This window comes from Cytobacillus sp. T106 (assembly GCF_040492155.1).
Lineage (GTDB): Bacteria > Bacillota > Bacilli > Bacillales > Cytobacillaceae > Bacillus_AB > Bacillus_AB infantis.
Genome location: NZ_JBEUMK010000024.1, coordinates 42,433 through 56,569 on the forward strand (window position 1 = coordinate 42,433; position 14,137 = coordinate 56,569).

A 14,137-nucleotide genomic window follows, 5' to 3' on the forward strand; every position below is an offset into this window, starting at 1 on the left:
ATTAAACTCCCCTTTCACTCAGCCCCCATGACTTTGGGCAGGTGGTGCACCGCATTGAATCATTTATGAGATTTGAAAGGCAGCATGTCTTCCTCATCTTTGCTTCCTTCTCAGGCGAATGGTACTTTTTTAAAGGATTGTCCTTTATGCCGAATAGTTTTCCGGGCAATCCCAGGAGACAGGCAAAATCATCCGCACCTCTTGCTTTCACCTCATCATGTTCACCAGCGAGGACTGATTCGTAGAGCCAATAGATGTAAACGGCTATGTTTTCCCACAAAATGTATCTGGAGACTCCAGCGGCTTTAGATACTCTTTCCAGCAGAATTTGCATATGTTCTGAAAATAAAGCTTCAAAACATTCTTCCCTCCGCTCTTCACGGGGTTCAGACTCTGTTTGAACGGAACTTGTATCATTCAAATAAAAGCCTGGGAGCCACATTCCATTTTTATAGCCTGATACCACAGTGATATTGGAAAATGATACATCAAGCCTGCAATTTCCGGCTGTGAAGCTATATAAATAGATTACTGCCAGAAAGCTGTATCTTTTCATAAAAAGTGAACCTGCGGCTGGGAGAGGGGCATCAAGCTCTTTCGCAAGCCTGTTCAGATATATTTCCATTTCCCCTGGCTGCAGAAGATGCCCTGTGTTTACAGAGAGAGGGGCATCGTTTTCCTCCTGGACAAGACGGAAATCTTCAAGCCTGTGTAAAGCCGGGGCCGGTTCAGACACTGGCTGCCTCAGGCTTCTTCAGAATGCATCTGCCTTTTCCGTACGGGATGCACAATGGCGTGCCGAAAAGCGGATCCATCGTCACTTCGCATTCCATTCCGAATACATTGCGGACAAGGCTGCAATTGATGACGAACTCGGGCTTGCCCTGGGCAAAAATCTCTTTATCCTTGATTGCTACTATATTATGGGCATAGCGGCAGGCAAGATTTAAGTCATGCAGCACCATCAGGATTGTCCTGTTCTCCCTCTCGTTAAGTTCAAACAGAAGGTCAAGGATTTCAATCTGATGGGTCATATCCAGGTAAGTCGTGGGCTCATCCAGAAGGATGATATCGGTATCCTGCGCAAGTGTCATGGCAATCCATGCCCTCTGCCTCTGGCCGCCGGACAGGGAATCGACTGTGCGGTCCTTCAGGTGCTCGATCCCGGTTGCAGCAAGCGCATCATTCACCTTTGCTTCATCATCTTCGGTCCATTGCTTCAGCCATGTCTGATGCGGATATCTCCCCTGTTTCACAAGCTGCAGGACAGTCAGCCCTTCTGGTGCAGATGGCGATTGCGGCAGTATGGCCATCCTTCTTGCTACATCCTTTGTGGACAGCTTGGAGATGGCTTTTCCTTCAAGCAGGACTGAACCTGATTTCGGCTTCAAAAGCCTTGCAATCGAACGCAGCAGGGTTGATTTCCCGCAGCCGTTCCCTCCGATGAATACTGTGATTTCCCCCTTTGGGATTTCCAGCTCCAGTTCATTTATGATAATGGTGTCCCCATATGAAAGTGTCAGCTCTTTTGTTGAAATAGCCTGCCCGGCGGTCATAGCGCTCTCTCCTTTTTTATCTTTTCATCCAATGGCTGATATTCTTATATGCTATCCATTTCGGGTTTTAAATAATAAGTAAATAAAATACGGCGCCCCGATGCTGGCAGTAAACACACCTGCCGGAATTTCAAGGGGCGAGAACAGTGTCCTGCCTATCAGATCGGCTGCCATTACAAGTATGCCGCCAATCAGGCCGGCAGTCGGCAGCAGGGCACCGAATGATGATCCGACGAGCCTCCTTGCGATATGGGGAGCCATGAGCCCGACAAATCCAATCCCTCCGGCGAATGCAACAGATCCGCCGATCAGGCCTGTGCTGAGCATCAGCATGATGAATCTGTGGCGCTGCACTGCTCCGCCGATCCCGGTGGCCACATCATCCCCAAGCTCCTGGATGTTCAGGTTGCGGGCAAATATCATAGCCAGTGCCGATAATAGGATGATCCATGGGACAATAATTTTAACATTATCCCAATTCGATCCGTGGACAGTACCCGTGATCCATATATTGGCCTGTGAAGCCTGGTGGATGGGGCCAAGGATCATCATCAGATTAGTAAGCGCCTGGGTGAGGGTGGATATCCCTATTCCGATCAGCACAAGCCTGATTGGTGATGATCCATTTTTCCATGCCAGAAGATAGACAAGGAAAGCAATGGCTGCAGCGCCTGCGAAAGCGGCAACAGGCATCCATTCTATACTTACGGTCAAGGCATTATTATCATCACTGAATATCGCCAGGAAAGCCACAACGGCGACAGATGCGCCTCCGGTGATCCCGATGATGTCAGGTGAAGCAAGCGGGTTCCTGATCATCCCCTGAAGAATGCCCCCGGCAACAGCAAGCCCTATTCCCACCATAAGGGCAACAATAATTCTTGGCAGGCGGAAGTTCTTGATGACCAGCTGCTCCATATTCGTCCCTCCGCCAAAAAGGACCTGCAGCACTTTGAGCGGATTTATTTTCATCTCCCCCGTGCCTGTGCTGAAAAGAAAGACAAGGAAAGCAGCAGCAGCGAGAATGATTATGGTAAAAAGTGATTTACGGTCAGCCAGGAAGGAAATCCTGCCTTTGAATATCCTGAAATTCATATACTTGGACATCAGCTGCCAAACCCCCTTCTGGCGATATAAACAAAGAACGGGGTGCCGATGATGGCGGTCATGACACCGACAGGGACTTCCTGCGGCATGATAATATATCTGGCAGAAATATCTGCCGCAACAAGGAGGATTCCCCCCATAACGGCGGAAAATGGGATCACCCATCTATGGTCGATCCCCACCACTGCTCTTGCCAGGTGAGGGATCACAATGCCGACAAAAACAATCGGGCCCGCTACAGCAACAGCGCCGCCAGCCAAAAGGATGATCGCGGCACCAGCGAATAGCTTCGTCCAGCCTGTGCGAAGGCCCAGCCCTTTGGCAACATCTTCTCCCATTGATATGACATTCAGCTTTTTCGCAAGGAGCAGGGATCCAATCCAGCCTGCAGCAAAGTATGGCAGTACAGCTGTGAGAGACTCCAGCTTCCTTCCTGACACTGAACCCGCAAGCCAAAAGAGCACCTGTTCCAGCGCCGCTTCGTTGACCACAAGCAAACCTTGTGTGAAAGCTGAAAACATGGCGCTCATTGCAGCGCCTGCCAGTGTCAGCTTCATAGGGGTGAGCCCCTCACGCCCGACAGAACCGATTCCATACACAGCTGCAGCGGCTGCGGCTGCGCCTGCAAAAGAGATCCAGGTGTACGCCTGGAGGCTGGAAACGGAGAACACAGATACGGCCAGCACAACTGCAAAGCCGGCGCCTGCATTTACTCCAAATACGCTCGGCGATGCGAGCGGATTCTTTGTCAGCGTCTGCATGAGCGCCCCGGCAATCGCCAGGCTTGCTCCTGTAGCAGCACCAATCAGCGCCCGCGGAAGGCGGACTGATTGGAGGATAATATGTTCATTAGATCCATCGAATGCCGAAAAAGCTTCGAAGGCCATTTTCCAGGTAGTATCTGTATAGCCATACACTATGCTGGCACACATTAGTAATAGAAGTATCAGTATTGAAATAAACAGCCCGAGCCATTTATGCCCTGTTTTTTTTAATAGCATCCTGCGTAAACCTTTCTGCACTCTTTTATAAACAAATAACAGTTTTTCTCTATTAATAAGTCTAGGGGAATCGGCATACTCTGTCAATGAGTTTGAGAATCATTTTCATTAACCTGTTGACAGTTTGAACGCTTTCATTTTATGATAAGAAAGTCATTGAAAATGATTATCAATTAATTACATATAGGAGGATACATATATGAAGTTGAGCAAAATTTATCTTGGGCTGTTTTCACTTATAGCCATCCTGATGCTGGCTGCCTGCGGAGGCGCTGCCGAGGATGAAGCGGCAGACAGCAAAGATTCATCATCCGGAAGCGGCGAAGATACAAGCTACACAGTAGAACATGCAATGGGAACTGAAACTTTAGAAAAAACACCTGAAAAAATTGTCATTCTGACAAACGAAGGAACTGAGGCACTTCTTGCTATGGGCGTCACTCCGGTTGGGGCTGTCCAGTCCTGGACTGGTGATCCCTGGTATGACCATATTTCAGACCAGATGAAAGATGTCCAGGTTGTCGGACTAGAGAGTGAAGTGAATGTGGAAGCCATCGCAGCTCTTGAGCCGGACTTGATCATCGGAAACAAGATGCGCCAGGAAAAGATTTACGATCAGCTGAAGTCAATCGCCCCGACCGTTTTTGCGGAAACATTGCGCGGCAATTGGAAGGAAAACTTCGAGCTTTACGCCAAAGCCATCAATAAAGAGGAAGAAGGCAAGCAGGTCATTGCCGATTATGATCAGCGCATCGCTGATATAAAGGAAAAACTCGGCGATGATGTGAACAAGGAAATCTCCATGGTCCGCTTCATGGCCGGAGATGTCCGCATCTATCATAAAGATTCTTTCTCGGGTGTCATTCTTGATCAGATCGGTTTTGCCCGCCCTGAAAGCCAGGATGTAGATGATTTTGCCGAGAAGAATGCCACTAAAGAACGAATTCCGGCCATGGACGGAGACGCTCTCTTCTACTTCACCTATGAAGAAGGGGACGGCGAAGCAACAGATGTGGAAAAAGAATGGATTGAAGACCCGCTCTTCAAAAATCTTGAAGTTGCTAAGGCAGGAAATGTATACAAAGTGGATGATACCATCTGGAATACAGCAGGCGGTGTCCTTGCAGCCAATCTCATGCTTGATGATATTGAAAAATTCATGATTAAATAAGGAATTTCTGCTTAACAGAAGCCCCCTCTTCTATATAGCAGCCAAAAGGATCCGGAAACGGATCCTTTTTTTATTTGCATTCGTTCATAACTATTCCAACTTTGGCAACAATATCGGTAACGCTAAAAAGATGCGGTGATATGAGTGAAAAAGAAAAGCTGGATGAAAAAGCCACGCATCCAAAAGGATGTCGAGTATAAAGACTGGGAAGAGTCACTTGTTAAATCTGAGGACTATAAAAAGACTTTCTATTATAACCAGAAAACGGGACTGAGATTCGGCTTTTCCTTTATGTCTACACTTGTGGATGAGAGCATCCTCCAAGAAGGGGTCCTTCCTTATCTTCAGGGAGAGGAATTTACCCGGATCGAGGATGTCAAAAAGATTATTCCTATTCCAGATGTAAGTGTTTCCGAGGACCCTTCAGATATTGAACAGAAGCTATTCAATGGCTATGTAATGGTGACGATTGAAACAGAAGTAAAGCATTTTGCATTTGTTGCAGCCCAGAAGGAAGTTGTCAGAAGCCTGACCCAGCCTGAGGTGGAGTTCAGTGTCATCGGCCCGAAGGAGGCCTTTGTAGAAGCTATTGACCAGAACTTGAACCTGATCCGGAAAAGACTGTCCATTAAAGAACTGATCATCGAGCAGTATACAATCGGAAAGCTGTCTAAAACGAAGGTCGCCGTCCTGTATATCGAAGGAATTGCCGACAATGAGAATGTTAACACGGTGCGGCAGCGCCTGAAGGATATTGAGATTGACCATATCATGGACAGTTCTTATATTGTCGAAATCATAGCCGACAATCAGAATACAATATTTCCGCAAATCCTGGATTCGGAAAGGCCGGACCGGGTTTCCGGCATCCTTGCAGAAGGAAAGATCGCCATTGTGGTGGACGGCTCCCCGCAAGTGCTGATATGCCCGACGACGCTTGTGGAATATTTCAGTTCTTTTGAAGATTATTATCTGAATTGGTATTTATCTTCCTTTTTCAGGCTTGTCCGCCTGTTTGCGGTTGCCTTTTCCATTTTAATCACACCCATATATGTTGCTACACTGTCTTATCATTATGAACTGATACCAAAGGATCTGATGAGCACGCTGATCACTTCCAGGAGAGAGATTCCGCTGCCGCCAATCCTGGAGGCACTATTCCTTGAATTGACTATAGAATTGCTGCGTGAGGCCGGTGCACGGCTTCCTACCAAGGTAGGCCAGACCATCGGTATCGTAGGAGGAATCGTTATCGGGACAGCTTCTGTAGAAGCCGGCCTGACGAGCAACGTCCTTCTCATCATCGTAGCTCTCTCTGCCCTGGCGTCTTTTACTACACCTGTCTACCGGATGGGCAACACGATCCGCCTTTTGCGGTTCCCCTTCCTTTTCCTGGCCGAGTTATGGGGGCTCCTCGGGATTGTATTTTGCTTCTGCATCCTTATGACGCATCTGATCAGGCTGACATCGCTGGGCCGGCCATTCCTTGAGCCGATCTATCCCCTCAGAGTACCTGATTTAAAGGATGCGCTCATCCGCCTGCCATTTTCAAAGCAGTCAAAAAGGCCGGTATATGTCCGGCCAGAGCAGCCAAGGCGTTTTTCAAAAAAGAAGGCTCAGCAAAAGAAAGACATTGATGAGTAAAACGGAGGGTTATGGCTATGAAGCAGTCCTTGCCTGAAAATGTGAAAATATCTCCCTTCCTGATATTTTATATTATTGTATCCATACAGATAGGCATCGGCGTTCTTGGGTATCAGCGGATCATTGCCAAAACAGCCGGCTATGATGCATGGATGTCAGTCATTGCGGCCGGCGCCTCTATCCATATCATTCTCTGGATGATGTATAAGACAGCCGAAAATGCAGGAGGAGATTTAGTATCCATCAACTCATACGTCTTTGGAAAGAAAATCGGAAAAATAGTCAGCCTTGCTTTTTCTGCCTATTATATCCTGCTGACTACTACAATCATAAGAACATATATCGAAGTCATCCAAGTCTGGCTGTTCCCGGAATTGAGCACCTTCTGGTTTTCTTTCGGCTTCTTGGCCCTGGCAGCATATGTAGTCAGCGGGGGCCTGCGTACAGTCACAGGCGTCGCCTTTCTTGGCGCCATTCTTCCCAGCTATCTGATGCTTACCTTCGCCTTTGCAATTCCATTCAGCGATTATCGCAATCTTTTTCCTGTATTGGACCATTCCATTAAGGATATTGCACTTGCAGCAAGAGATATGTCGCTGACGTATCTTGGCTATGAAATCTTATTGCTTGTCTATCCATTTTTAAAGGATCCGGGCAAATCAAAAAAATGGGCACACCTGGCCATTTTCACCACAACCTCACTATATGTCATCCTGACAATCATTACCTTCGGCTATTTTTCTGAAAAGCAGCTGCAGAAAACTGTCTGGGCAACATTGACGATGTGGAAAATTGTTGAAATGCCTTTTGTTGAGCGGTTTGAATATATCGGGATTGCCAACTGGAATTTAATCATTCTACCAAATGCCTGCCTGGCGATTTGGGGGGCAAGCAGGATCGTCAAACGGGTCGCGGGCATCCAGCAGCGCAAGAACGTCATTGGCATCGTCCTTATTTGCCTTGCTGTTGCCAATATATTTGAGACCAGGGAGCAGATTGATCTCCTCAATAATATCTCTTCCCAATTTGGCTTCTATTTTAATTACGGCTATGTTCCTTTGTTGTTTGCCGGCAGCCTCGTTGCAAAGAAGGTGAGGAAAAAATGAAATTATCCAGTTATTTATCCCTCCTTGCGGTCTGTATACTGCTGACCGGGTGCCTGGAAAAAGAAATTATTGATGATTTAAATATTGAGAGCGGGATTGCTTATGATTGGGAGGATGATAAATTGAAGGGCACTGCCCTTATCCCTGTCTACCTGCCCGACCAGCCTGTAAAAAATGTCACGTTTACCAGCACCTCCACATTGAGCAGGGATCTGCTGCTGGAAATGCAGCGCCAGTCGTCCGAGCCTCTGGTGACTGGAAGCTTGGAGGTAGGCGTGTTCGGCAAGGAACTCACCCAAAGGGGTATCATTGATGTCCTTGACTCATTCCAGAGGGATGCAAGCATCGGTGCCAGGGTATTTCTCGCTGTTGCAGATAATAAGGCAGGCGATATCATGAAAGGCGAGTATGGGACAAGGGGCAATGCCATTTATATCTCCAATTTGCTCAAGCACAATATGGAACAGCGCGATGTCCCCAAAAGCAATCTCCAAATTTTCCTGGCATCTTTCTATCAGCAGGGCAAGACAGCTTATTTGCCTAAGCTGAAAGATATGGGCAAGGACAAAGTAGAGATTTCAGGAATGTCCTTATTTAAATTTGATAAAGTGGTAGACGAAATTGATGCAGAGAAAATGTTCTTTTTTAAACTGCTGGTAGACAAGTACAGCGAGGGTTCCTATAAGATAAATATCGGGAACGATCAGGCAGCCATCAAGAGCATTAAATCCAAGCATAAAATTAAAATCATCAAAAGCGAGCCTTATGAATTTAAAGTCGAAATAAGCATAAAAGGAATTATCCGGGAATACTCCGGAGAACAGCTGACCATAAAAGAAATCAAGGGTGTGGAGAAGAACTTCGAGAATCTTATAGACAAGGAAACGGAAGCGCTCATTACCCGCTTTCAAAAAGAGGGCATTGATCCGGTAGGATTTGGCGCTTTTGTGAAAAGCAAAACAAGGGGCTTTGATTTTAAGAAATGGGAAGACGAATACAAGCGCATGAGCGTAAAGGTTACAAGCAATGTAGAGATACTTGAATCAGGGGTAATAGAATGAAAAAAGGACAGGGGCTTCCCTGTCCTTAGTCACTATTGGAGAACATATACTTTTTATAATGGTAGCGGATGGAGAAGATCAGGCTGATGGCAAGCATGCTGCCCATGAGCGAGCTTCCTCCATAGCTGACAAATGGAAGCGGGATACCAGTGATCGGCAGGAGCCCGATTGTCATGCCGATATTCTGGAATACATGGAATGTGATCATGCTGATGACACCGACACAAATATAGGTGTAAAAGTCGTTCTTAGTTTCCATGCCAACTTTCGTAATATGGTAAATCAGCAGGAAAAACAGGCTGATCAAAACACTCGCTCCAATGAACCCGAACTCTTCCCCAACAATGCTGAAAATAAAATCAGTATGGCTTTCAGGAAGATAGACTTCCCTTGTGCCATAGCCCTTTCCGCTTGTTTCCCCAGAACCGATGGCAAGCAGGGAGCGTGTCAGCTGGAATCCGGTCGTCCCCTGATAATTATAGGGATCGATCCAGGAATAGATGCGGCCGAACTGGTACTGTTTGACGCCCAGATATTTTTCCAGCAGATCGGGGTGCCAGAGCACGAGGTAGAAAATGCCTGCGATTAAGGTGATTCCGCCGCCGAATATTGGGAGCAGAAGTTTCCATGTGATTCCTGAGATGAAGATCATGCCAATCATGATTGCTATGAATACAAGGCTTGTGCCGAGGTCAGGCTGCTGCATCACAAGCATGAGCGGCAGGAACGTCACTGCACCGATTTTCACCAGCAGCCAGAGATCGGTTTGGATCGTCTTGATCCGATACTTCGGATGATGGTCTGTTATCACCCTTGCCAGAGCGAGGATGATAAAAACTTTAACAACCTCAGAAGGCTGAAGGGACCCTACCGCAGGGAAGGTATACCAGCTCTTTGCCCCATTTATGACAGGTGCAATCCCCGAAGGAGCCACGATCAAAAACCCAAGCAGCGCAATACCCAGCCCATAGGCATACCAGGAAATCTTCTTCAGCTGATCAGAATCAAGCGTCATAACCGTTCCAACAATGCCGGCCCCGACCACCCACCAGACAATCTGCTTCAGAAGGAAATTATCTTTATACTGGCCCGTGGTCTGCGCGCTGTAAATCGATATGCAGCTAACCAGGCACAGCAGCATCAAAATCAATATCAACCCAAAATCTATACGATAACTAGAATTATTTTTAGAAGTCATAATCGTCTCCTTTTATAGAAAAGCGGAGGCGGCTTGTTCAGGTGCGACAAGCATAAGACAAGCAGGACTGAAGGTTGTTCTTTAACCTTCTGGCCTGATTGGCTTATGACTCGAGCACCTAGCCGCCGGAGCTGGACAAATAGAAAAGCGGAGGGCGCTTGCTTTGATGCGCAGGCTGCCCAAACAAAAAATCTACTACAATTCTTCATTATATTTTTTTAAGAGACAAATCACAACTTGTTTCATGCTGTTGGATATTATTTCATTTTTCACTTTTCTTTTTCAGTTGCCGGATCAGTCTTCGGCAGGGAAGCTGTCAAAGTACTTTGCACGGATGTCCTCTTTCATCCATTCCAGATTATTGGGGACCTGCGGGATCGAATAGCCGATGTAAATAGGTGTTGTTACGAACCGCGGGACTATTTTGGCATAGATGTCCTCTCCGAGTTTATAGAAAAATAAATTATAGCTGGAGCATTTGAACGGAAAGCTGTGAAGGATATAGCGGACAGCTGCCTGAATATAAGCAGCAAAGGCACCGATTTCCTCCATGTCTCCAAGCTTTGCATTAAATTCATAGAAGCCGATTTTCGGGGCTGTTGAAATATTGAGCAGTGATCTGCCTTTTTGGCTGATGGCCAGTCCCTCAAATTCTTCTTCCCTGATATTTTCTGTGTAATCCACTTCATTAAGCCCGACAATCTGCATATGGGGATGCGCAATGGTCCCCCCTGAGAGCGGCCCGTGGTTTTTAAAAAGCAGGACAGATGTGAAGCGTCCGCTGTTTTCCATTTCAATCCAATGCTTCAATCCGAAACTTAGCAGCTTTTCCAGATGCTCTAAAGAATAGGTTGAGATATCCCCGCTGCATTCGTCTGATTCAATCAAAACAGTCTGCAGTGTATTTTCAAGGACAGGGAATTTATTTTTCAGCAAAATGATATTGTCCTCGACTGCAAGGATATCGGTCAGCTTTTCTCTCTCACAGAAAGGGCAGCCCTGCTCTTTGTCACGGATACTGTTTGGCTTTTTCACTCCGATTGAAGTGTTGAAGTTCAAATGTGTTTTTGTCATATTTCCACCATCCTGCAGGTTTTTCTCCTATAAATCATATCACTTACCTCCTGAACCTGGCGCCTTTTTGACCTTGCGCAGGAAAAAACGGCAGCCCCGGAGCTGCCGTTTCTCTTTCCTATTCGCTGACTGTCAGAGGAAAATCCGAGTGTTCATGCAGCCCTTCCGAGTTTTCCACATGAACAGTCACTGTATAGCTGCCCGCCTCTGCAAAGCTATGTTCTGCAGAATATTTTCCTTCTCCGGACTCTGTCAGGTTCACCCACTCAGGGGTGTCCTTGCCTTCTTTCATGATTTCAAGCTTAACAAGCGCTTTTTCCAGGGGAGCCCCATCTTTCTTGTCCACCTGGACCTCAAGGCCCGCCGCCTGTTTCATATGGATATGATCCGGCTTGATGAAACTGATTGCAGCCTCACCATGATGGTGGGATGATTCTTCTCCGCCTGACTCATGGTCATGGCCTTCATCTTCCCCATGCTCATGAGCGGCTTCTCCGTCCGCACTATTGCCAGCGTCTCCGCCCTCACCGGCTTGTACCTCAGCTTTTGGCATTGTATGCATATCCCTCGCTGTCACATGGACCTGGACTATATAATCGCCATCCTTGCCGAAGGTCTTGGCAGCCTGGTAAATTCCTTTGCCTGTATGTTCTGCAGGAAGCATCTCACTCTCCTCTTGATTTCCTTCCTGCCAGATTTCAAACTTTACTTCATCTGCATCCTCGACAGCTTCTTCCCCCTGCACTACTTCGACAGAAAGGGTTATTTCTTCATTCAGCTCCACTTTTTCAGGAACATCAAGCTTGGCTTCAAGGATTTCCGGCACTTGTCCCCCGTTCCCCTGGCCGCTGTCATCAGAACCCTTTCCGCAAGCTGCAAGAACCATCACGGCGAGGATAAAAACATATAGATATTTCTTCATTCTTTGTCCCTCTTTCATACAGATTCCCTTTATAAAGGATACTATATCTCTTAATTGTGAAATAAGTAAGAAATTACATCAAACATTTGATAACGGAAGCTGTGCCTTTATGTACATTATAGCTTTCCTTCCCCCCGGGTCCAAATTCTATAAAAAAAGCGGCACAAGGAGGTTCCTTATGCCGCATATTTATTATATGAAAGGAGGTAGGGTTGGATAAGTCTGCGTTTTTTAAGACTGCCTATTACAGGATTTCCAGTTCAATAACCAGTGCAAGAAGTACCTGGATCAGCAGGTTGAGTGTCAGCGCTACTTGAGTATCTTCAAGGTTTACAGTACAGTCTTTCGCATTTTCAATATAAACGCTCTGGCGGTTAGATTGGTTGATTTGTGTGAATTGAAGCAAATCTTCAGTGATCCTTTCAGCTTGGCCTCCGTCAGCAATTGAGATATTGATGACAATGACGATTGCTACAACGAGGGCTGCCTGCAATGAAGCGGCAACTTGGGTTTCACTTGAGTTTACTTCAACATTGAGACAGTTTTTAAGGACAATGGACTCTTTAGAATATTGGCCCATATTCGTGCCTTGCACAACATCTTTTACATCTCTGTCGCTGCTGTCAAAAATGCTCATAGGATGGCTTGATGAAGGATCAAGGGCATTCCATCCGCTGTGGTGGCATGATGAACCGGCAGCATTGCTTTCACAATAAACATCTTCTACCTTTGGACGATAGTTTCCACTTAACAATGTAATCTCTCCCTTTAATTTTTTGCCTTATCGGCTTTTTTTCCTAAACGTGCGTTTGGCTTCTTTCTTAGGCTCTTCTTCGGCAGAATCATTTTTCTTTTTTTGTGCTTCAACAAAATCTTTAACCTGCTGTTCCAGATCTTTCACAAGATTGCGGATACGCGTTTTTTCCTCATCTGACAGGTTTTTCGTTTTCAATCCGCTTTCGTCGCTTTGATTCCGCTTTAAAAGGTCTCTGACTTTAAGGCTTACAAGCTGATTCGATAGCTCAGCCATCTTGTTATTTAGTTCATCCAACACAGTTCACCCCCTCCGAGCGCTTATACTATTTAATATGATTTTTAAGCCGGCAAGTGAGGGCTAATCCCTATCCCGGCTTAAAAGGGCGTTTGTATCGGCTGATGGTGCGCCACTCAAGGCGCTTGGCCCTTATACTACTTGTATATGGGATTTCATCCATTTAGTTCGGGCTCATCCCCCAAAAGCAAAAAAAGGGCCCTATGCAGGGGCCCTTTTACAGCAATAAAGAAGCAGGCGGCACTATTTGCCGCCCGCTGCATCTTGTACTCGGATTTTTAATGCTTCAACACTCTTCAGTCCTTTTCCACTGCTTCTGCTGCAGCGGTCCCATTATGGATCTTAATGACTTTTGGATTTTGTCCATCCCCTTTTACAAAAAAGCCATTGGAGAAATCGGTGGACAATTCCCTGAAAAAGGTGCCAAGAGTTCCTTCTTTCCCGTTATCATCAAACGAGATTTTATAGCCGCCTTCTTCTTTTACCAAAGAAGCTTCTATCCCCTTATCCCATTCTCCTGCCGGATCGTATACATCGCGGTTCACTTCAACAAGATGGAGGTCAACGCCTTCAAGAAGCTCGAACAGATGATTGACGAGGGAATGCTTGACGACCATTTCCCATTTGCTCTGAACGGCGTGGGCCATGACGATTTGAGTGGCGGACTTCTCCCGGACTGTTTCGGCGATTAAATCAGAAACCTTCTGTCCGTTCTTATACTTTTGGATGGCTGGAAGGCCGTATTTTTCAGCCAATGATTCGAACAGCATTTTCGTCTGGATCTGGTTGAACTCAAGATCCTTTTCCTGCCCCGGGAGCACTGACAATACATAGCACTTCCCCTTAAATGCATCAGCAAGGAGCTTCCCCCTTTGAATGAGCGTTTCAGCATGCTGAGGGCTGCTTACACATACCAGTATCGTTTCCAGCAAATCATTCACCTCGTTTAGAATTTTGCCTACATTATAGCATAGCCAGTCAGAGCAACCCAGCCAAAAGCGGGTGTTCCACCCATCCTTTCAGCCGCTGCATATAAAAGATTCCTTGATGGGAAGATAATGATGTACTTAGGATAAGGAGGGGAAAAGCGATGACAAAAAAGTATAATAAAGGCAGCAGCAACCAAAACTCCCCGCGCGCTGGCCTGTCCGACCCAATAAGCGGCGACAACAGCAAAGGGAATAAACACAACAAAGACCAAAAAAGCAAAACTGACGCTGATTAATCGAAATGCGGAGGGCGCTTG

Annotated in this window: 15 protein-coding genes; 4 read left to right on the top strand and 11 right to left on the bottom strand. The window is 46.4% G+C overall.

Annotation, left to right across the window (positions count from 1 at the left end; all coding sequences use genetic code 11):
* Position 1 precedes the first annotated feature (1 nt).
* Genes ABU165_RS23945 through ABU165_RS23960 form a run of 4 tightly spaced genes read right to left on the bottom strand, consistent with a single transcriptional unit; the run spans position 2 to position 3,664 of the window.
* Positions 2–736 carry an IucA/IucC family C-terminal-domain containing protein gene (locus tag ABU165_RS23945; RefSeq protein ID WP_094768564.1) on the bottom strand — a complete coding sequence of 245 codons (735 nt, stop codon included), beginning with the start codon at positions 734–736 and terminating at the stop codon, positions 2–4.
* Complete coding sequence (locus ABU165_RS23950) at positions 729–1,556, bottom strand: ABC transporter ATP-binding protein (protein ID WP_009793150.1); 828 nt, start codon at positions 1,554–1,556, stop codon at positions 729–731. Before ABU165_RS23950 ends, ABU165_RS23945 begins: the two co-directional genes overlap by 8 nt.
* Positions 1,557–1,607: 51 nt before the next feature.
* Complete coding sequence (locus ABU165_RS23955; protein WP_009793149.1) at positions 1,608–2,663, bottom strand: FecCD family ABC transporter permease; 1,056 nt, start codon at positions 2,661–2,663, stop codon at positions 1,608–1,610.
* The gene (locus tag ABU165_RS23960) at positions 2,663–3,664 is read right to left on the bottom strand and encodes a FecCD family ABC transporter permease (protein ID WP_094768563.1); all 1,002 of its coding nucleotides are present in this window, start codon (positions 3,662–3,664) and stop codon (positions 2,663–2,665) included. Before ABU165_RS23960 ends, ABU165_RS23955 begins: the two co-directional genes overlap by 1 nt.
* Positions 3,665–3,863: 199 nt before the next feature.
* On the opposite strand from ABU165_RS23960, the gene ABU165_RS23965 reads away from it, so the two are divergent.
* The 4 genes from ABU165_RS23965 to ABU165_RS23980 all read left to right on the top strand — a co-directional run bounded on the left by ABU165_RS23965 (position 3,864) and on the right by ABU165_RS23980 (position 8,646).
* Entirely contained in the window at positions 3,864–4,835 is a 972-nt protein-coding gene (locus ABU165_RS23965; protein WP_129613390.1) for an ABC transporter substrate-binding protein, read from the top strand.
* Positions 4,836–4,997: 162 nt separating this feature from the next.
* On the top strand, positions 4,998–6,479 hold the full coding sequence (locus ABU165_RS23970) for a spore germination protein (RefSeq protein ID WP_035402201.1): 1,482 nt from the start codon (positions 4,998–5,000) through the stop codon (positions 6,477–6,479).
* 17 nt (positions 6,480–6,496) lie between these two features.
* Positions 6,497–7,585 (top strand): GerAB/ArcD/ProY family transporter, encoded by a 1,089-nt coding sequence (locus ABU165_RS23975; RefSeq protein WP_318060785.1) that lies wholly within the window; start codon positions 6,497–6,499, stop codon positions 7,583–7,585.
* A complete protein-coding gene (locus ABU165_RS23980; RefSeq protein WP_094768561.1) occupies positions 7,582–8,646 on the top strand; it encodes a Ger(x)C family spore germination protein in 1,065 nt (354 codons plus the stop codon). Before ABU165_RS23975 ends, ABU165_RS23980 begins: the two co-directional genes overlap by 4 nt.
* A 25-nt stretch (positions 8,647–8,671) precedes the next feature.
* Here ABU165_RS23980 and ABU165_RS23985 read toward each other — a convergent pair whose 3' ends face one another.
* The 7 genes from ABU165_RS23985 to ABU165_RS24015 form a co-directional block, all read right to left on the bottom strand.
* On the bottom strand, positions 8,672–9,844 hold the full coding sequence (locus tag ABU165_RS23985; RefSeq protein ID WP_022544361.1) for an FtsW/RodA/SpoVE family cell cycle protein: 1,173 nt from the start codon (positions 9,842–9,844) through the stop codon (positions 8,672–8,674).
* Positions 9,845–10,138: 294 nt separating this feature from the next.
* Positions 10,139–10,918, bottom strand: coding sequence for a DUF4931 domain-containing protein (locus ABU165_RS23990; protein WP_318060786.1), 780 nt, complete (start codon positions 10,916–10,918; stop codon positions 10,139–10,141).
* Positions 10,919–11,036: 118 nt separating this feature from the next.
* Positions 11,037–11,840 (bottom strand): FixH family protein, encoded by an 804-nt coding sequence (locus ABU165_RS23995; RefSeq protein WP_318060787.1) that lies wholly within the window; start codon positions 11,838–11,840, stop codon positions 11,037–11,039.
* 244 nt (positions 11,841–12,084) lie between these two features.
* Entirely contained in the window at positions 12,085–12,594 is a 510-nt protein-coding gene (locus ABU165_RS24000; RefSeq protein WP_022544363.1) for a spore coat protein, read from the bottom strand.
* A gap of 27 nt (positions 12,595–12,621) precedes the next feature.
* Positions 12,622–12,891: a hypothetical protein gene (locus tag ABU165_RS24005; RefSeq protein ID WP_022544364.1), complete on the bottom strand. Its 270-nt coding sequence runs from the start codon at positions 12,889–12,891 to the stop codon at positions 12,622–12,624.
* A 296-nt stretch (positions 12,892–13,187) separates the two neighbouring features.
* On the bottom strand, positions 13,188–13,832 hold the full coding sequence (locus ABU165_RS24010) for an adenine nucleotide alpha hydrolase family protein (protein ID WP_318060788.1): 645 nt from the start codon (positions 13,830–13,832) through the stop codon (positions 13,188–13,190).
* Between the two features lie 17 nt (positions 13,833–13,849).
* On the bottom strand, positions 13,850–14,137 hold a 288-nt coding region (locus tag ABU165_RS24015; protein WP_353762696.1), incomplete at its 5' end, for a hypothetical protein.